Source organism: Pseudomonas sp. 8_5_2 (genome assembly GCF_059295255.1).
In genome coordinates this window covers 1,680,285-1,699,531 of record NZ_CM181238.1, presented here as the reverse complement: position 1 = coordinate 1,699,531, position 19,247 = coordinate 1,680,285, and the positions used below count along the sequence as shown (strand labels likewise).

General features: G+C 64.0%; 17 protein-coding genes. 3 read left to right on the top strand and 14 right to left on the bottom strand.

Translation table 11 applies throughout. The annotated features are described in order from the left end of the window. Positions 1–178: 178 nt before the first annotated feature. The 3 genes from fliK to AC5O5R_RS07785 all read left to right on the top strand — a co-directional run bounded on the left by fliK (position 179) and on the right by AC5O5R_RS07785 (position 4,897). Entirely contained in the window at positions 179–1,735 is a 1,557-nt protein-coding gene (gene fliK, locus AC5O5R_RS07795) for a flagellar hook-length control protein FliK (RefSeq protein ID WP_172230184.1), read from the top strand. Further along, positions 1,732–2,073: an EscU/YscU/HrcU family type III secretion system export apparatus switch protein gene (locus AC5O5R_RS07790; protein WP_172230186.1), complete on the top strand. Its 342-nt coding sequence runs from the start codon at positions 1,732–1,734 to the stop codon at positions 2,071–2,073. The genes fliK and AC5O5R_RS07790 overlap by 4 nt, the downstream gene beginning before the upstream one ends. Before the next feature lie 70 nt (positions 2,074–2,143). Beyond that, positions 2,144–4,897, top strand: a complete 2,754-nt coding sequence (locus tag AC5O5R_RS07785) for a dermonecrotic toxin domain-containing protein (protein ID WP_494515151.1) — start codon at positions 2,144–2,146, stop codon at positions 4,895–4,897. Between the two features lie 59 nt (positions 4,898–4,956). Here the strand turns inward: AC5O5R_RS07785 and AC5O5R_RS07780 are convergent, their stop codons facing one another. From AC5O5R_RS07780 to flhA, 14 genes are all read right to left on the bottom strand, one after another. Further along, complete coding sequence (locus tag AC5O5R_RS07780; protein ID WP_494515150.1) at positions 4,957–5,364, bottom strand: DUF2802 domain-containing protein; 408 nt, start codon at positions 5,362–5,364, stop codon at positions 4,957–4,959. A 1-nt stretch (position 5,365) separates the two neighbouring features. After that, positions 5,366–5,845, bottom strand: a complete 480-nt coding sequence (locus tag AC5O5R_RS07775) for a chemotaxis protein CheW (protein ID WP_003254393.1) — start codon at positions 5,843–5,845, stop codon at positions 5,366–5,368. 41 nt (positions 5,846–5,886) lie between these two features. Next, positions 5,887–6,780: a CheW domain-containing protein gene (locus AC5O5R_RS07770; RefSeq protein WP_172287504.1), complete on the bottom strand. Its 894-nt coding sequence runs from the start codon at positions 6,778–6,780 to the stop codon at positions 5,887–5,889. Then, positions 6,780–7,568, bottom strand: coding sequence for a ParA family protein (locus AC5O5R_RS07765; RefSeq protein ID WP_172228068.1), 789 nt, complete (start codon positions 7,566–7,568; stop codon positions 6,780–6,782). The genes AC5O5R_RS07770 and AC5O5R_RS07765 overlap by 1 nt, the downstream gene beginning before the upstream one ends. Before the next feature lie 222 nt (positions 7,569–7,790). Further along, on the bottom strand, positions 7,791–8,648 hold the full coding sequence (motD, locus tag AC5O5R_RS07760) for a flagellar motor protein MotD (protein WP_494512275.1): 858 nt from the start codon (positions 8,646–8,648) through the stop codon (positions 7,791–7,793). Positions 8,649–8,651: 3 nt separating this feature from the next. Then, entirely contained in the window at positions 8,652–9,392 is a 741-nt protein-coding gene (locus AC5O5R_RS07755) for a flagellar motor protein (RefSeq protein ID WP_172228072.1), read from the bottom strand. Then, positions 9,392–10,522 carry a protein-glutamate methylesterase/protein-glutamine glutaminase gene (locus AC5O5R_RS07750; RefSeq protein ID WP_494515149.1) on the bottom strand — a complete coding sequence of 377 codons (1,131 nt, stop codon included), beginning with the start codon at positions 10,520–10,522 and terminating at the stop codon, positions 9,392–9,394. Before AC5O5R_RS07750 ends, AC5O5R_RS07755 begins: the two co-directional genes overlap by 1 nt. Before the next feature lie 46 nt (positions 10,523–10,568). After that, entirely contained in the window at positions 10,569–12,779 is a 2,211-nt protein-coding gene (locus AC5O5R_RS07745) for a chemotaxis protein CheA (RefSeq protein WP_494515148.1), read from the bottom strand. A gap of 12 nt (positions 12,780–12,791) precedes the next feature. Continuing rightward, positions 12,792–13,580, bottom strand: coding sequence for a protein phosphatase CheZ (locus AC5O5R_RS07740; protein ID WP_172228078.1), 789 nt, complete (start codon positions 13,578–13,580; stop codon positions 12,792–12,794). A gap of 20 nt (positions 13,581–13,600) precedes the next feature. Next, positions 13,601–13,975 carry a chemotaxis response regulator CheY gene (locus AC5O5R_RS07735; RefSeq protein ID WP_172228080.1) on the bottom strand — a complete coding sequence of 125 codons (375 nt, stop codon included), beginning with the start codon at positions 13,973–13,975 and terminating at the stop codon, positions 13,601–13,603. 105 nt (positions 13,976–14,080) lie between these two features. After that, on the bottom strand, positions 14,081–14,821 hold the full coding sequence (gene fliA, locus AC5O5R_RS07730) for an RNA polymerase sigma factor FliA (protein WP_013973585.1): 741 nt from the start codon (positions 14,819–14,821) through the stop codon (positions 14,081–14,083). Beyond that, complete coding sequence (gene fleN, locus AC5O5R_RS07725) at positions 14,818–15,651, bottom strand: flagellar synthesis regulator FleN (RefSeq protein WP_027593013.1); 834 nt, start codon at positions 15,649–15,651, stop codon at positions 14,818–14,820. Before fleN ends, fliA begins: the two co-directional genes overlap by 4 nt. A 93-nt stretch (positions 15,652–15,744) precedes the next feature. Continuing rightward, positions 15,745–17,052 carry a flagellar biosynthesis GTPase FlhF gene (gene flhF, locus AC5O5R_RS07720; RefSeq protein WP_494512273.1) on the bottom strand — a complete coding sequence of 436 codons (1,308 nt, stop codon included), beginning with the start codon at positions 17,050–17,052 and terminating at the stop codon, positions 15,745–15,747. Between the two features lie 11 nt (positions 17,053–17,063). Then, positions 17,064–19,193, bottom strand: a complete 2,130-nt coding sequence (flhA, locus tag AC5O5R_RS07715) for a flagellar biosynthesis protein FlhA (RefSeq protein WP_172231707.1) — start codon at positions 19,191–19,193, stop codon at positions 17,064–17,066. Between the last annotated feature and the right edge of the window lie 54 nt (positions 19,194–19,247).

The window sequence follows — 19,247 nt, the reverse complement described above, 5'->3', positions numbered from 1 at the left end:
GCTGCACAAAAACCTTGTGGGAGCGGGTTCACCCGCGAAGCAGGCAACACCGCGCTGACGCCCTCATGTCTCAAGTCGCCCCCCGCGCTGCCGTTATACTGGCAACCACGGGCGCTCGGCATTATTACACGCGCCGCCGCGCTGCCAAGAGGCCGGGCTCGACAGGTTGTATACAATCATGACTGAAATCAATAGTCTCGGCACACAAACCGCGATCAACAACCAAGCCATGAAGGCGGGCATGACCGGCGAACTGCTGCGCCTTATCCAGGCACAGCCCGGTTTGCTGGCCCCCGGCGAGACCGCGCAGGCCCAGGTGGTGTCGTTGCGCCAGACGGGCCAGGAATTCCAGCTGGTGCTGCGCCTGATCCAGGCCAACGGCGTGCAGACCCAGCTGCAAGCCAGCGCCAGCCAGCCCCTGCCCCAAGGCAGCCAGGTCACGGTCAGCCAGACCGAAGGCAATCGCCTGGCGATCCTGCTGCAGCAAGCCAACGCCAGCCAGATCGCCACCCTCACCCGCCTCGATACCAGCAAAGTGCCAGTGGGCACCCTGCTGCAAGGCAAGGTCGTGACCAATCAGCTGCTGCCCCAGGGCCCTGGGCAACCCGCCGCCTACCGGGCGCTGGTCAGCCTGCTCAACAGCGCCCAGGCCGGCGCTACCCTGAGCATCGACAGCCCGCGCCCGCTGGCCATCGGCAGCCTGCTCAGTGCGCTGGTGCAGGGCGACCAGTCGCTGCGCTTCGTGCCGCTTAGCGGACGGCAGGACCAGCTCAATATTGCCCAGCAGCTGCTGACCCAGCAAAACCGGCAGGCCTCGCTGCCCGGCCTGCTTAACGCCCTGCAACAGCTGACCCGCGACCCAGGCGTCGAGGGCAACCTGCGGGCCAGCGCCGAACGCCTGCTGGCCGGCCTGCCGGACGCGCGGCAACTGGGCGACGCCAAGGGTGTGGCCCAGGCCTTGAACAACAGCGGGGCCTTCCTCGAAGCGAAACTGCTGGGCGGCTTCCCTGCCAGCGTCGCTACCGACCTGAAGGCGCACCTGCTGCGGCTGGTGGCACAGGCGCCGATCAACCCGACCGGCGCCCCCAACCTGGCCCCGGCCAGCCTCGCCGTGACCATGCCGGCGCTGGCACGCGGCGCACTGGGCATGCTCGAGCGGGTCAGCCCCAAACCGCAGCCCGGGGCCTTCCCGCTGCCGTCGCGCCTGCTCAAGGCCATGGAAGAAGAAGGCGACCTGCAGCAACTGCTGCGCCTGGCCGCTGCTGCCGTTTCACGCCTGCAAAGCCACGCCATGAGCAGCCTGCAGCAAACCGGCACACTGGAAAACGGCAACCTGCAGAGCACCTGGCAAACCGAAGTGCCGATCCGCCACGGCCAGGAGTTCATCCCCTTGCAGGTGAAGCTGCAGCGCGAGGAAACCCCGCAACAACAGGCCGACCGTCAGCATGAGGCGCAAGACCCGCTACAAGCCCTGTGGCGCATCGAGCTGGCCTTCGACCTCTCACCACTGGGCCCCATGCAGGTCCAGGCGCAACTGAGCCAGGGCCGGCTGAGCGGGCAGCTGTGGGCAGAACGCGAACAAACCGCGCGGCTGATCGACACCCAGCTCGGCGCCCTGCGCGAACGCCTGCTGGCCCGCGGCCTGGATGTCGGCGACCTGGAATGCCACCCCGGCACCCCGCCACAAGGCCCGCGCACGCGGGTAGAGCAACGCTGGGTGGATGAAAACGCATGACTCAGAAGCATCCCCGCCAGGCCATCGCCCTGAGCTACGACGGCCAGCAAGCCCCCACCCTCAGCGCCAAGGGCGACGATGCACTCGCTGAAGCCATCCTGGCGCTGGCCCGCGAACACGAGGTGCCGATCTACGAAAACGCCGAATTGGTGCGCCTGCTGGCGCGCCTGGAGCTGGGTGAGCAGATCCCGGAGGCGCTGTACCTGACCATTGCAGAGATCATTGCATTTGCCTGGCAACTGCGCGGCAAGGTGCCGCCCGGCTTCAGTGACGAACCCGCCACGCCCCGCGACATCACCCCGGTAACCCTGCTGCCGCCACCAGGCGACAACCGGTAGCTATCTACCACCCCCAGTCGGCGTCACCCGTTCAGCCTTGCCCTTTCCAAAAATGAGCAAGGTGAACACCATGTCCACGACCCGCATCAACGCCGCCGGCGTGCAGTATGTTCGCGACCACCTGCGCCAGGTGCCTCGCCCGGACCAGGAGGCCAGCCGCGCCCTGCGCCAATGGCTGGCCAGACAGGGCCATGATCTCGACCCCACGCAGATCGACGTGGTTACCTTGCATCACGCCCCCGATGTGCGAGCTGGCCACCTGGTCGCGGTCACTCAGCGTGCAAGCCTGGTCGAGGCTCTGCTGGCCAACTGGCAGGGGGTAACCAACAACGATCTGTTCGGCGCCCTGTTTCGCCAGCCGTGGGCCGGCAGCTTGCCTGGCGGTCCGCTGCGCCTGGTCGAGACCTTGCCGGCACCGGCGCTCAACCACTATGGCGCCCCATACCAGGTATTCAACGGGCTGTTTCGCCGAACCTCGCCGCAACGCTATGACGCCTCGACCCTCCTGCCGATAGCCGCCGAGGCATTGCAGCGCTTCATCGCCGCCCTGGACTTCCATATCCCCTTCAAGGCCCAGCTGGACCGCTACTGGCGAGACCACCTGAACGGCCACCGGCTGGCCAGCAAGCTCAACTTCATCGCAGCTTGTAACAAACAGGTCAGCGAAGGCAGCCTCAGCGAGGCAGCAAGAAGGTTGATATGGCAAGCCGGCGGGCTGATGCCACGTGACAGTGCGCTACGGGTGAGCATGTTGAACATCTACGGCTACGCAGCCACCGATCTGTTGTGCCTCAAGGCCCCCGCCAGCGGCTTGATCGTGCTCTATGTTCCCGGCAACAGCTCGCCGCTGCTGGAGTTCGCCAGCGAAGACCTGCTGAAGGACTGGGTAGGCCAACAATGCAAAAACCCTGACAGACGCGCAGCGCTGAAGCAGCATTTCAGGCTGGCGGACGCCCCCCAGGGCCTCGACTTCAGCGGCCTGGATACAGCCCTTGAGGGTTTGGCCGCGTACCCTGCCCGGCATCCGTTACCGCCTGAACATGGCTTTTTCAACGACGACGGCAAGTGGTCACCGCGCACCTACGTGAATTACCGTCAGGAAAAATACTCGCCCGACATTGATGGTGACCTGTTTCAGGCAATGGCAGACCACCAGCGCCAACGCAGTTACGACGACGCAGCCTTTCTGATCACCACCGACAGCCAGGTCAGCAAAGCCCGCTGGGGCGGTTACCTGTCCAGCACCCTCAGCCTGTTGGCTCCGTTGTGCCTGGTAGTACCCGGGCTGGCGCCATTGCTGGCTATCGGCGGCATCGCACAACTGGGCCTGGGACTGGACCAGGCCATCAATGGCAAATCGCTGCACGAAAAGCAGGATGGCGTCGGCAACATCACCTGGGGCCTGTTCAATGCCCTGCCGTTGGCTATCGCAGGCGCCACCAAGGCCCAGACCCTGTTCGAGTTCAAACTCGATGGCTTCGTGCCGCCCACCCGGCTGAACGAGCAGATCGGTTACCCGGCAAGCCCGGTCTCAGCCCCGCGCTTGCCAGCCCCGGAAGGCGTGCCCTATTTCCATATCACTGAGCCGATCCCGCCACTGCCCGATTGCGATCAGGCCATCGCCGACGCTGTCATCCGCGTGCCCCAATACGACAGCAATGTCGACCACCTCGATGCCTGCATCGACGGCTACACACAGCGCATGGTCTACGACCTTCAACGTGATGTGTTCATTCGCGAAGGGGATCTGAACGAGATCGAGCCCACCGGTTACGTTGCCCTGGCTGGCCGCCGCGACCTGGTCGCTGCGCCCGCCAGTCGCGTGCCCGGCAATGGCATGCGCAGCCAGAGCCTGCGTGCGCTGGGCGTAGAGCTCATGTTCCCGGTAGATATCCCGGTGCAGGCCAGCAACAGCTACCCGATTCCGAAGACCATTTCGTGCCTGTGGGTAGGCGACCGCACCATCAGCCCCAAGCTCCTGGCCAACCTGGGCAATAACGCTGCCCGGCTGAAGGACAGCGAGTACGAGTTGCGCCTGTACCTTGGCAAATCCGCCCCTCAGGCCTATGCCGAAAACCTTGAACTGCTGGCCGAACATGCGCCCGGCCTGCAAGTACTGCCACTAGAGGAGCAAGCGTTCTTCAGGGCCTTTCGCCAAAGCCGCTACTACGCACAGTACGACGCGGCCCTGGATGGCAACGGTGGTATCGCCACCAACTACGCCTCGGCATCCGATGTGCTGCGCTACCCGATGCTGCACCATGAAGGCGGCTTGTACATGGACGTCGACGACACCTTGCTTCGCACTGGCGAATACCCGCAGGTCACCGACGGGCAAACCGCCGGCAGCCCTGGCGAAGCTATCGACCAGGTAACGCTGGCCACCACCCCGGATGGCCTGCTGCTGGCGCCGCCCATGTCCAATGAAAAGCTGGGCATGAACTGCCTGTACAATACCAGCCTGATAGGCAGCCACCCGGGCAATCCGTTGCTGGAGGCCATATCCGAAGAAATCCACGCCCGCTACCAGACCAACCAGGACTTCTACGACAGCAAGCCGAGCCTGGCCGATGACCCAGCCAACTTCTACCGCTATGCCAACCGCCTCAGTCGCCTTACCGGCCCAGCCATGCTCACCGACGTCGTCGACCGTCACCTGCCAGGGCTGCGTACCCTGCGCCAGCTGATCAACCTTTACGCCATACCCCGGATCAATGCCTACCGGTTCGTCGACCTGGCCCAAAGCCAAAAGGCCATGCGCACACTGCTGCCACTCAACCGCTTCGCCAGGGTTGGCGGCAATCATTCCTGGAGCCACTCATGAGCCGGCAGCAGACCCGGCCTGGTCGGGGGTAAATACGCGAACAGACCGGGGCAGAGCCGTCAGGACGAGGCGTTTTCGCTGCGATGCAATTTACTCATCAGCTCCGCCTCGGCCTGGGTCAGGCCGCAGCTTTCGGTGAGCTCGGCGACGCTGGCGCCCATGCCCACCAGCTTGGCCGCCTGGCTGAAGGTGACGTTGCTGGGGTCGCGCTGCTCCAGTTGCTGGATCTTGTCGGGCAGCGGGGTAACCACTGCGCTCAACGCGTGCAGCGCCTCGCCCATGCGCACGGTACCGTTCTGGTAGTCGTCCAGGCGCTTGGCCAGGTCCTTGATGCGCTGGTCACGCAGGGCATCGCCCTCGGCCTGCTGCGCGGCCAGCTCGCGCTGGCGCTTGCTGTAGTTGAGGAAAAACCACAGGCTCAGCGCCCAGACCAGCGTCAGGAAGATGACAGCAACCTGTAGGATCAACTCAGATATTCTCCAGCTCGGACCACTCTTCCTCGGTCATCATCTTGTCCAGCTCGACCAGGATCAGCAGTTCGCCATTCTTGTTGCACACGCCCTGGATGAACTTGGCCGACTCTTCGTTACCCACGTTAGGCGCGGTCTCGATCTCGGACTGGCGCAGGTACACCACCTCGGCCACGCTGTCGACCAGGATGCCGACCACCTGCTTGTCGGCCTCGATGATGACGATACGGGTGTTGTCGGTAACTTCGGTGGGCATCAGGCCGAAGCGCTGGCGGGTATCGATCACCGTCACCACGTTGCCGCGCAGGTTGATGATGCCCAGCACATAGCTAGGCGCGCCCGGCACCGGAGCGATTTCGGTGTAGCGCAGCACTTCCTGCACCTGCATCACGTTGATGCCGTAGGACTCGTTGTCCAGACGGAAGGTAACCCACTGCAGAATCGGATCTTCGGAACCTTGTGCGGACGACTTTTTCATTCCCCTACCCTCAAAATCCGCCATTGGCGGTGTGTTCGCTGTCATTGCTGTTTGGCATGCATCTGCTTGACCGCGCCGCTGGCGATCAGCTCGGCCAGTGCGGCGACGTCGAGCAGGGCACACATGTGTTCAATCACCGTGCCGGCCAGCCATGGCCGCTGGCCGCGCTGGCTGCGCCACTTGATCTCGGACGGGTCCAGGCGCAGCGAACGGCTGACCTGGTGCACGGCCAGCCCCCATTCGTAGCCCTGCACGGAAATCACGTATTGCAGGCCCTGGCGAAAGTCATCGCGATAGCGGTCAGGCATCACCCAACGGGCCGTGTCCAGCACCTTCAGGTTGCCGGCCTGGCAGGTCAGGATGCCGAGGAACCAGTCGGGCTGGCCGAACAGCGGCGTCAGCTCCTGGCCCGCCAGGTTGTAGATCGAGCCCAGGCACACCAGAGGCACCGCCAGGGTCAGACCGGCAACGTCGAACAGCAGGCATTCGAACGGCTCGGCCGCCCACGCCGGGCGACCGTCTTCACTGGGTGGCGGCGCAGGCAGGTCGGGGGCCGGCAAATGCACATCGACCAACGGTACCGCGGGCTGCGGGGCTTGCTCTTCGACCAGCACCGGTATGGCGGCCTCGGCCACCACCTGCTGCTCGACCACGGTCACCACCGGCGGTTCAACCGGTATCACGCTGGGCAACACCGCCAGCCGGGGCTCGGCGAAAGGTCGCAGCGCAGGGCTGATGTCGGCTTCGGCTGGCGCTTGCCTTGCCGGCTGGCGGGCATCACGCGCCTGCTCCTCGCGCACCGCTGCGGCGAATTCTTGCGCCGCTGCCGGTAGCTCGATCAGGTCGTCAGCTTCGGTGGCCTCCTGCAGCAACCCGTCAAGGTACGATTGCAGGGCCACCTGTGGCCGGGTGCTGGTGTGCCGAGTCTGGGTCATCAAGCCACCTGCGCTGCAGTCTTGTAAGTGAGCAGGTGCTTTAGCAGCGCCCGATAGGCAATCAGGCCGCGGCTCTTGCCGTCGAACTGCGAGGGCGTGACACCCTTGCGGCTGGCATCGCGCAGCCGCGTGTCGACCGGGATGTAGCCCTGCCACACCTGCTGGCCGTAGGTATCGCGCAACAGCTTGAGCGTGCCCAGCGAGGCCTGGGTACGGCGGTCGAACAGGGTGGGCACGATCTGGTAAGGCAGTGCCTGCTTGCGCGAGCGGTTGACCATCGCCAGCGTACCGACCATGCGCTCAAGCCCCTTGACCGCCAGAAACTCGGTTTGCACCGGGATCACCAGCTGCTGGCTGGCCGCCAGCGCGTTCACCATCAGCACGCCGAGCAATGGCGGGCTGTCGATCAGGGCGTAGTCGAAATCCTGCCACAGCTGCGCCAGACTCTTGGCGATCACCAGCCCCAGGCCATTCTGCCCCGGCGACTGGCGCTCCAGCACCGCCAGCGCGGTGCTCGACGGCAACAACGAAATGCGCTCGTCGCTGGTGGGCAGCAGCAGTTGCCCAGGCAAGCCTTCGGGCACCCCGCCCTTGTGCAGGAACAGGTCGTAGCAGCTGTGCTCCAGGGCATCCGGGTTGTGCCCGAAATAGCTGGTCATCGAGCCGTGCGGGTCGAGGTCGACGACGACCACGCGCTTGCCGGCCTCGGCCAGCAGGCCGGCCAGGGCAATGGTAGTGGTGGTCTTGCCGACGCCACCTTTTTGATTGGCTACTGCCCAGACTCTCATCAAGCAAACTCTATCTATTGATTTGGCAGGGACACTGCCTTGCTCAAAATTTGAAAGCTCGCGCAATCACTGTGGGAGCGGGTTTATCGAAGCGTCGAACCGCCGCGAACACCGGCAAAGCCGGTGCCATATACCGAGTCGCGATCTTCGCGGGTGAACCCGCTCCCACAGGGATCGCCGTCAATGTCATGAACTCGTTAACAGTGACAGAGATTTGACGACTTATTGCCCCGCCACCGTTGCTGGCGTTGCCGGTGCACTTTGTGTGCCAGCCCGGCGCAATGCAGCGTCCGGTTTAGCGTTGGCACTGCCCGAGCCGGTCAGGCTCCGGCGCACTTCGAGGTTGCGCGAAATCACCAGCACCACCCGCCGGTTGCGCGCACGGCCGTCGGCGGTGTCGTTGCCGGCCACCGGCTGATACTCGCCGTAGCCCACCGAGGCCATGCGCGCCGGGTTGACCCCTTCCATGGCCAGCAGGCGCACGATGCTCGCCGCCCGCGCCGACGACAGCTCCCAGTTGGTCGGGTACTGCGCCGTGCGAATCGGCAGGTTGTCGGTAAAGCCCTCGACGTGCACCGGGTTGGCGAACGGCTTGAGAATGTTGGCCACCTTCTCGATGATGGCAAAGGCCTTGTCGCTGGGCATGGCATCGCCACTGCCGAACAGCAGCGACGAATTGAGCTCGATCTCGATCCACAGCTCGTTACCACGCACGGTCATCTGGTTGCTGTTGATCAGATCGCCAAAGGCATCGCGCACGTCATCGCTGATGGTTTTCAGCGGGTCGACATTGGTCGCGCCCAAGGCAGCCTCGGTCTGCTCGCTCTCTTTGACCAACGGCTCGGCCGGGCGCACGCTCAACGGCTGCTCATCACCGATAGGGATCGGCTTCATGCTGCGTTCCGGGTCGTTGAACACCCCGAGCAAGGCCTGGGAAATGACCTTGTACTTGCCCTCGTTGATCGAGGAAATCGAGTACATCACCACAAAAAAAGCGAACAGCAAGGTAATGAAGTCGGCGTACGACACCAGCCAGCGTTCGTGGTTTTCGTGTTCCTCGGTATGGCGACGGCGACGCATGGGTTACTCCATGAAGCCTTGCAGCTTCAGCTCGATCGAGCGCGGGTTTTCACCCTCGGCAATCGACAGCAGGCCTTCGAGCAGCATCTCGCGGTAGCGCGACTGGCGCATGACGAGGGCCTTCAGCTTGCTGGCGATCGGCAGCAGTATCAGGTTGGCGCTGGCCACCCCGTAGATGGTGGCGACGAAGGCCACGGCAATACCATTGCCCAGTTGCGCCGGGTCGGCCAGGTTGCCCATCACGTGGATCAGGCCCATCACCGCACCAATGATGCCGATGGTCGGCGCGTAGCCGCCCATGCTCTCGAATACCTTGGCAGCCTGGATGTCACGGCTTTCCTGGGTCAGGAAATCGACTTCGAGAATGCTGCGGATGGCTTCCGGTTCGGCGCCGTCCACCAGCAACTGCAGGCCCTTGCGTGCATAAGGGTCGGGCTCGCTGTCGGCCACCCCCTCCAGGCCCAGCAGGCCTTCCTTGCGTGCGGTCAGGCTCCAGTTCACCACGCGGTCGATCCCGCCCGCCAGGTCGACCCGTGGCGGGAACAGGATCCAGCGCAGGATCTGCAAGGCACGCTTGAACGACGACAGCGGCGACTGCAGCAGCGCCGCCGCCAGGGTACCGCCCAGCACGATCAGCGCCGCCGGGCCGTTAACAAGGGCACCGGCATGGCCGCCTTCGAGAAAGTTGCCACCGACAATGGCGACAAAGGCGAGGATCAGGCCGATCAGGCTGAGGACGTCCATCAGACGCACGCCTCCACCAGGTGCTTGCCGATTTCGTCCAGGCTGTACACGGCGTCAGCCAGGTTGGCCTTGACGATGGCCATGGGCATGCCATAGATCACGCAGCTGGCTTCATCCTGGGCCCACACCGTGCTGCCGCCCTGTTTCAGCAGGCGCGCACCTTCGCGGCCATCGGCGCCCATGCCGGTGAGCACCACCGACAGCACCTTGTCGCCATACGACTTGGCCGCCGAGCCGAAGGTAATGTCCACGCACGGCTTGTAGTTCAGGCGCTCGTCGCCGGGCAGGATCTTCACCGTGCCACGGCCGTCGATCATCATCTGCTTGCCCCCCGGGGCCAGCAGCGCCAGGCCGGGGCGCAGCATGTCGCCGTCCTCGGCTTCCTTGACACTGATGCGGCACAGTTTGTCGAGGCGTTCGGCAAAGGCTTTGGTGAACGCGGCCGGCATGTGCTGGATGAGCACGATCGGTGCCGGGAAGCTGGCCGGCAGCTGGGTCAGCACCCGCTGCAGGGCAACCGGGCCACCGGTGGAGGTGCCGATGGCGACCAGCTTGTAGGGCTTGCGCTTGGCGGCTGGCGAATGCGTAGGCGCAGCGGCCGGTGCACGGGCAGGCACGGGAGTACGCGCTGGTGCAGGGCTGGTGAAACCGCTGGCAGGTGCAGGGCTGCTGGAAGGCGCCGGTGCAGGTGCGGCCAACGGCACGTGGCTGGCGTAGCTGCCAAAACGGCGGTTGCTGCGGGAAATGGTGTGCACCTTCTCGCACAGCATCTGCTTGACCTTGTCGGGGTTGCGCGAGATGTCCTCGAAGTTCTTCGGCAGGTAATCAACCGCACCGGCATCCAGCGCATCGAGGGTGACCCGGGCGCCTTCATGGGTCAGCGAGGAGAACATCAGCACCGGCGTCGGGCAGCGCTGCATGATGTGCCGCACCGCGGTGATGCCGTCCATCATGGGCATTTCGTAGTCCATGGTGATGACATCGGGTTTCAGCGCCAGCGCCTGGTCGATTGCTTCCTTGCCGTTGGTCGCGGTACCCACTACCTGGATCGTCGGATCCGACGAGAGGATTTCCGAGACGCGGCGGCGGAAGAAACCGGAATCATCCACCACCAGGACCTTGACTGCCATAAACACTCCATTAGGCGGCGCAACCCGCCAGGGTGCGCCACCGAAATCAAATACGCCGCGCGGCGTAACGCTTGAGCATGCTCGGGACGTCGAGAATCAACGCAATGCGCCCGTCACCGGTAATGGTGGCCCCGGACATCCCCGGGGTCCCCTGCAGCATCTTGCCCAGCGGCTTGATTACCACTTCTTCCTGGCCAACCAGTTGATCGACGACAAAACCGATGCGCTGGGTGCCCACCGACAGGATCACCACATGGCCCTCGCGCTGCTCTTCGTGCACCTGGCCCTGCACCAGCCAGCGCTTGAGGTAGAACAGCGGCAGTGCCTTGTCGCGCACGATCACCACTTCCTGGCCGTCGACCACGTTGGTGCGCGACAGGTCGAGGTGGAAGATTTCGTTGACGTTGACCAGCGGGAAGGCGAACGCCTGGTTGCCCAGCATCACCATCAGGGTCGGCATGATCGCCAAGGTCAGCGGCACCTTGATGACGATCTTCGAGCCCTGACCCTTGGCCGAGTAGATGTTGATCGAGCCGTTGAGCTGGGAAATCTTGGTCTTCACCACGTCCATGCCCACGCCACGCCCCGACACGTCGGAAATCTCGGTCTTGGTCGAGAAGCCCGGGGCGAAGATCAGGTTGTAGCAGTCCGACTCGCTCAGGCGCTCGGCGGCGTCCTTGTCCATCAGGCCCTTTTCAACGGCCTTGGCGCGCAGGATGTTCGGGTCCATGCCCTTGCCGTCGTCCGAGATCGACAGCAGGATGTGGTCGCCTTCCTGTTCGGCCGACAGCACCACGCGGCCCGTGCGCGCCTTGCCGGAGGCATCACGCTCATCGGGCATCTCGATGCCATGGTCGACGGCGTTGCGCACCAGGTGCACCAACGGGTCGGCCAGGGCCTCGACCAGGTTCTTGTCGAGGTCGGTCTCTTCGCCGACAAGCTCCAGGTTGATTTCTTTTTTCAGCTGGCGAGCCAGGTCGCGGACCAGGCGCGGGAAGCGGCCGAAGACTTTCTTGATCGGCTGCATGCGGGTTTTCATCACCGCGGTCTGCAGGTCGGCGGTAACCACGTCGAGGTTGGACACGGCCTTGGACATGGCCTCGTCACCGCTGTTCAGGCCCAGGCGCACCAGGCGGTTACGCACCAGCACCAGTTCGCCGACCATGTTCATGATCTCGTCCAGGCGCGCGGTGTCCACCCGCACGGTGGTTTCCGCTTCGCTGACCGCGTGCTTGTCGGCGGCCGGGGCCGGCGCGCGAGGGGCAGCAGCAGGTTTGCTGGCAGGCGCAGGCGCCGCAGCTGGCGCCTGCGCCCTGGCCGCAGCCGGTGCTTCGACCGCAGCAACGTCGCCGCCGAACTTGCCCTTGCCGTGCAACTGGTCGAGCAGGGCTTCGAATTCGTGTTCGCTGATTTCGTCGCTGGCGGCGCTGGCCGTAGCGGTCTGTTCAGCGGCGGCAGGCGACGGCGCCTTGGCACCCGGCAACGCATCGACCTGGAACGTACCCTTGCCATGCAACTGGTCGAGCAGCGATTCGAACTCGGCGTCGCTGATCTCGTCGCTGACCGCTTCAGCGCTGACGGCAGCCGGCGGCGCCACAACCTCAGCGCTGAACTGGCCTTTGCCGTGCAACTGGTCGAGCAACGACTCGAACTCGGCGTCGGTGATTTCGTCGCCGGCCGCACTGACGGGCTCACCCTGCATCTGCTCGTCGGCAGCAGCTTGTGCCTTGACCGCATCGAGCGAATCGAGCAGCTGCTCGAACTCGCTGTCGGTGATGTCCTGTTGCGCGTCATCGGCCGCAGCAGCCAGCGGCGCCTCGGCGGCGGGCTGGAGTGCAGCAACGGCTGCCGCAGGCGCTTCGGCGCTGCCAGGTTCGGCCAGGCGCGACAATGCCGCCAGCAGCTCAGGGGTGGCCGGAGTCACTTCGGCGCGCTCGCGCACCTGGCCAAACATGCTGTTGACCGTATCCAGTGCTTCAAGCACTACGTCCATCAGTTCCGCGTCGACCCGGCGCTCACCTTTGCGCAGCACGTCGAACACGTTCTCGGCGATATGGCAGCACTCCACCAGCTCGTTCAGCTGAAGGAAGCCGGCGCCCCCTTTTACAGTGTGGAAACCGCGAAAGATCGCATTGAGCAGGTCGGCATCGTCGGGCCGGCTTTCCAGCTCGACCAGTTGCTCGGACAGTTGCTCAAGAATTTCGCCGGCTTCTACCAGGAAATCCTGGAGGATTTCTTCATCGGCGCCGAAGCTCATCAAACGTGCTCCTTAAAAACCCAGGCTGGACAGCAAATCATCGACATCGTCCTGACCGGACACAACGTCTTCACGCTTATCGGCATGAATCTGCGGACCTTCACCCCGAGTCGGATGTTTTTCTCGATCTTTTTCTGCACGCAATTGATCGTGGTCATGCTGAATGCCCGCAAACCGGTCGACCTGGCTGGCCATCAGCACCAGCTTGAGCAGGTTGCTTTCCACTTCGGTCACCAACGTGGTGACACGCTTGATCACCTGACCGGTCAGGTCCTGGTAGTCCTGCGCCAGCAGAATGTCGTTGAGGTGGCCAGCTACCTTGCGGTTGCCTTCAGCGCTGTGCGTCAGGAAACTGTCGACGCGCTTGACCAGGTCACGGAACTCTGGCGCAGCCACTTCGCGGCGCATGAAGCGCTGCCAGTCGGTGCTCAGCGCCTTGGCCTCGCTGGCCAGGTCGTTGAGCACCGGAGTGCTTTCCTCGACCAGGTCCATGGTGCGGTTGGCCGCGCCCTCGGTGAGCTTGACCACATACGACAGGCGCTCGGTGGCGTCGGTAATCTGCGACACCTCCTCGGCTTGCGGCATGGTCGGGTCGATCTGGAAACTGACGATGGCACTGTGCAGCTCGCGGGTCAGCTTGCCGACTTCCTGATACAGGCCGCGGTCGCGGGTCTGGTTCAGCTCGTGAATCAGCTGCACCGCCTCGCCAAAACGGCCTCGCTCCAGGCTTTCGACCAGCTCCTGGGCATGCTTCTTGAGGGTCGATTCGAACTCGCCCAACGACGTTTGTGATGATTCCATGGCGCGCCCCCTGGCGTGACTCAGCCGTTGACGCGTTCGAAGATCTTCTCGATCTTTTCTTTGAGCACCTGAGCGGTGAACGGCTTGACCACGTAACCATTGACGCCGGCCTGGGCCGCTTCGATGATCTGGTCGCGCTTGGCTTCGGCGGTCACCATCAGTACCGGCATGGTTTTCAGCTTCTCGCTGGCACGCACCTTACGCAGCAGGTCGATGCCGGACATGCCAGGCATGTTCCAGTCGGTCACCAGAAAGTCGTAGTCACCGTTCTCCAGCATCGGCAGCGCCGTGGTGCCGTCGTCCGCTTCGTGCGTGTTGGTGAAACCCAGGTCGCGCATCAGGTTCTTGATGATCCGCCGCATCGTCGAAAAGTCGTCAACGATGAGGATTTTCATATCTTTGTTCAAGTAGACCTCCAAGCAGTCTCGAACGCGCTCGGCTGCGAGCGCGCATTCAATCAATCCGGTACAACGTAGAAAACGACTGCAACGACAACGGGCTCAACGCGCCCGCCATTCCCCAAGGCGGCTGCGCAGGCGCGCAGCACACTGGCTGTGCAACTGGCTGACCCGCGACTCGCTGACCCCAAGCACCTCACCGATTTCCTTGAGGTTCAGCTCTTCGTCGTAGTACAGCGCCAGCACCAGGCGCTCACGCTCCGGCAGGTTGGCGATGGCCTCGGTCAGGGCTACCTGGAAGCGCTCGTCCTCCAGGCCGCGGGCAGGTTCGACCTGGCCGCTGGCGCCATCCTCATGCAGCCCTTCGTGCTCGCCGTCCTGCAACAGGTCGTCAAAGCTGAACAGGCGGCTGCCCAGGGTATCGTTCAAGATCCCGTAGTAATCATCGAGACTCAATTGAAGTTCGGCAGCAACTTCATGATCTTTAGCGTCACGGCCAGTTCTGGCTTCGACTGCGCGCATCGCGTCACTGACCATGCGGGTGTTGCGGTGCACCGAGCGCGGTGCCCAGTCGCCCTTGCGCACTTCGTCCAGCATCGCGCCGCGGATGCGGATACCGGCGTAGGTTTCAAAGCTGGCGCCCTTGCTGGCGTCGTACTTGTTGGCCACTTCCAGCAGGCCGATCATGCCGGCCTGGATCAGGTCCTCGACCTGCACGTTGGCCGGCAGCCGCGCCAGCAGGTGGTAGGCGATGCGCTTGACCAGCGGCGCGTAGCGTTCTATCAGCTCGTACTGGGCGTCTTTCGACGCCCGGCTGTACATCTTGAAGCCACTCGCGTTCATAGCACGGGTCCCGCGCTGGTGGGTTGCACCAGACGCTCGACGAAGAACTCCAGGTGGCCGCGCGGGTTGGCCGGCAGCGGCCAGCTGTCGACCTTCTGCGCAATCGCCTTGAAGGCCAGCGCGCACTTGGAGCGAGGGAAGGCTTCGTAGACTGCACGCTGCTTCTGCACCGCCTTGCGCACACACTCGTCGTACGGCACGGCGCCCACGTACTGCAGGGCAACGTCAAGGAAGCGGTCGGTGACCTTGGTCAGCTTGGCAAACAGGTTGCGCCCTTCCTGCGGGCTCTGCGCCATGTTGGCCAGCACGCGGAAACGGTTCATGCCGTAGTCGCGGTTCAGCAGTTTGATCAGGGCGTAGGCATCGGTGATCGAGGTCGGTTCGTCACACACCACCAGCAGCACTTCCTGCGCCGCGCGGACAAAGCTCACCACCGAGTCGCCAATGCCCGCAGCGGTGTCGATCACCAGCACGTCGAGGTTGTCGCCGACGTCGCTGAACGCCTGGATCAGCCCGGCATGCTGGGCCGGGGCCAGGTGCACCATGCTCTGCGTGCCCGAGGCCGCCGGCACGATGCGCACGCCGCCGGGGCCCTGCAGCATCACATCGCGCAGCTCGCAGCGCCCCTCGATGACATCGGCCAGGGTACGTTTGGGAGTCAGGCCCAGCAACACGTCGACATTGGCCAGGCCCAGGTCGGCGTCGAGCAGCATGACCCTGCGGCCAAGCTCGGCCAGCGCCAGGGACAAGTTCACTGAAACGTTAGTCTTGCCGACGCCACCTTTACCACCGGTCACGGCGATCACCTGTACAGGATGCATGCTACCCATGTCTGTTCTTTACCTTGTCTCGCTGGGACTCAGGCCACACGTAGGGCAATTCTGCGTACCCCTTGGTATAGCGACTTTGCACACGCTTCATGGTCAACCCGCTCGCCGTGGGTTGTGATAGAGATCAGCGAACATGTCGGCCATGGCCTCTTCACTGGGCTCGTCCTGCTGCTGCACATTGACTGCCCGGGTCACCAGCTGGTGCCCACGTGGCAAGTGCAGGTCGTCTGGAATGCGCGGGCCATCGGTGAGATAGGCCACGGGCAGTTCATGACTGATGGCAAGGCTCAGCACATCGCCAAGGCTTGCCGATTCATCGAGTTTGGTCAGGATGCAGCCGGCCAGGCCACAGCGCTTGTAGCTGTGATAGGCGGCGGTCAGCACCTGCTTCTGGCTGGTGGTGGCCAGTACCAGGTAATTCTTTGCGGCAATGCCACGCCCGGCCAAGGTTTCCAGTTGCATGCGCAGGGCCGGGTCGCTGGCCTGCAGGCCGGCGGTATCGATCAGCACCACGCGCTTGCGCAGCAGCGGCTCCAGCGCCGCAGCCAGCGACTGGCCCGGGTCGACGTAGGTCACCGGCACGTTGAGGATGCGACCCAGGGTCTTGAGCTGCTCCTGGGCACCGATGCGGAAGCTGTCCATACTCACCAGCGCCAGGTTCTGCGCGCCGTACTTGAGCACGTAGCGGGCGGCCAGCTTGGCCAGGGTGGTGGTCTTGCCCATGCCGGCCGGGCCGACCACGGCAATCACCCCGCCCTCTTCGATCGGCTCGATTTCGGGAATGTCGATCATCCGCGCCAGGTGCGCCAGCAGCATGCGCCAGGCCTGGCGTGGTTCTTCGATTTCGGCGGTCAGGTCCAGCAGCTCACGGGCGATCGGCCCGGACAGGCCGATGCGCTGCAGGCGGCGCCAGAGGTTGGCCTGCTGCGGCTTGCTGCCCTGCAACTGAGTCCAGGCCAGGGAGCCGAGCTGCACTTCCAGCAGCTCGCGCAGGCCCGACAGCTCGGAGCGCATGGCATCGAACAGGCGCGGGTCGACTGGTGCCGCGGCCGGGGCGGCAGCCGCCTCGGGGGTGTCAACGTGGGGCTCGACCAGCGGTTCGGCGGCCGTCAGCGACTGCCCGGCAAACAATTGGCGGTTGTTGTCGCTGCTGTCCTGGCGGTGGTCCAGCTCGGCCTGGGCAGTGGCGATGCGCGTGTGGGTTTTGCGCAGCTCTTCTTCCAGCTCGGCGTTGGGCACGCGCGGGGCCAGGGCGGACAGCTTGTAGTCCAGCGCGGCCGTCAGTTCGACACCACCGGCAATGCGGCGGTTGCCAATGATCGCGGCATCGGCGCCCAGCTCATCACGGACCAGTTTCATGGCCTGACGCATATCGGCGGCGAAAAATCGCTTAACTTGCATTATCCACTACCTCAGCCGTTAGGGCCCACGGTGGCAACGATGGTGACTTGCTTGTTGTCCGGTATTTCCTGATACGCCAGCACATGCAAATTCGGTACAGCCAGGCGACCGAAACGCGACAGCATGGCGCGGATCGGGCCGGCCACCAGCAGGATGGCCGGCTGGCCCTGCATTTCCTGGCGCTGAGCCGCCTCGATCAGCGAACGTTGCAGCTTCTCGGCCATGCTAGGTTCCAGAAGAACACCATCTTCCTGACCCTGCCCGGCCCTTTGCAGACTATTGAGCAAAATCTGTTCCAACCTTGGCTCCAGGGTAATCACTGGCAGCTCAGACTCAACGCCGACAATGCTTTGCACGATGGCGCGACACAATCCGACGCGCACCATCGCCACCAGCGCGGCGGTATCTTGACTCTTGCCGGCATTGTTCGCGATCGCTTCGGCAATGCTGCGGATATCGCGCACCGGTACCTGCTCCGACAGCAGGGCCTGCAGCACCTTCAGCAGGCCCGACAAGGAAATGACACCGGGCACCAGCTCTTCTGCAAGTTTAGGCGATGCCTTGGCCAGCACCTGCAGCAATTGCTGCACCTCTTCGTGGCCGATCAGCTCGTGGCAGTGCTTCTGCAGGATCTGGTTGAGGTGGGTAGCCACCACGGTACTGGCGTCAACCACGGTGTAGCCCAGCGACTGCGCCTGCGAGCGCTGGCCAACGTCGATCCACACCGCTTCCAGGCCGAATGCCGGGTCCCGCGCGGCAATACCGTTGAGCGTGCCGAATACCTGGCCCGGGTTGATGGCCAGTTCGCGGTCCGGGTAGATCTCGGCCTCGGCAAGGATCACCCCCATCAGGGTCAGGCGGTAGGCACTGGGCTGCAGGTCGAGGTTGTCGCGGATGTGCACCGTGGGCATCAGGAAGCCCAGGTCCTGGGACAGTTTCTTGCGCACCCCCTTGATCCGCGCCAGCAGCTGACCACCCTGGTTGCGGTCGACCAGCGGGATCAGCCGGTAACCGACCTCCAGGCCGATCATGTCGATCGGCGTGACATCGTCCCAGCCAAGCTCCTTGGTTTCCAGTGCACGTTGCGGCGAAGGCAGCAAGTCCTGCTGCTGCTGCGCCTCCTTGAGTGCCTGCAGCCTGGTCTTCTGCTGCTTCTTCCACACCAGGTAGGCGCCACCGCCCGCCAGCAGGCCAAGGCTGATGAAGGCGACGTGCGGCATGCCCGGCACCAGGCCCATGACGATCATCAGCCCGGCGGAAACCGCCAGTGCCTTGGGCGAATCGAACATCTGCCGGTTGATCAGCTTGCCCATGTCCTCGGAGCCGGAGGCACGGGTAACCATGATCGCGGCAGCGGTGGACAGCAGCAGTGAAGGCAATTGCGCCACCAAACCGTCACCAATGGTCAGCAGGGCGTACACCTTGCCAGCCTCCGTGAAACTCATGCCGTGCTGCATCATGCCGATCAATATGCCGCCGATCAGGTTGATGAACAGGATCAACAGGCCGGCGATGGCGTCCCCGCGGACGAACTTGCTGGCACCGTCCATCGAACCGTAGAACTCGGCCTCCTGGGCCACCTCGGCACGGCGGTGCTTGGCCTGGGCCTGGTCGATCAGGCCGGCGTTGAGGTCGGCGTCGATAGCCATCTGCTTGCCGGGCATGGCGTCGAGGGTGAAACGCGCGCTCACCTCCGAGATACGCCCGGCGCCCTTGGTGACCACCACGAAGTTGATAATCATGAGGATGGCGAACACCACCGCACCAACGACATAATTACCGCCGATCACCACCTCGCCAAAGGCCTGGATCACCTTGCCGGCGGCGCCATGGCCTTCCTGGCCGTGCAGCATCACCACTCGGGTGGAGGCCACGTTCAGGGCCAGGCGCAGCAGCGTGGCCACCAGCAAGATGGTGGGGAATGCGGCGAAATCGAGCGGCCGCAGGGCGTACACGCAGACCAGCAGGACAACGATCGACAGGGCGATGTTGAAGGTGAAGAACACGTCGAGCAGGAACGGCGGTATCGGCAACATCATCATTGCCAACATCACCAGCAGCAACAGCGGCACACCCAGGTTGCCCCGGCCAAGACCGGCCAGGTTGTTACGGGCGTTGCTGATTAACTGAGTGCGATCCACCGCGAGTCCTCTTGATGCAAAACTTTGACGCCCGAGGGGCGTCTGCGGCTGGCT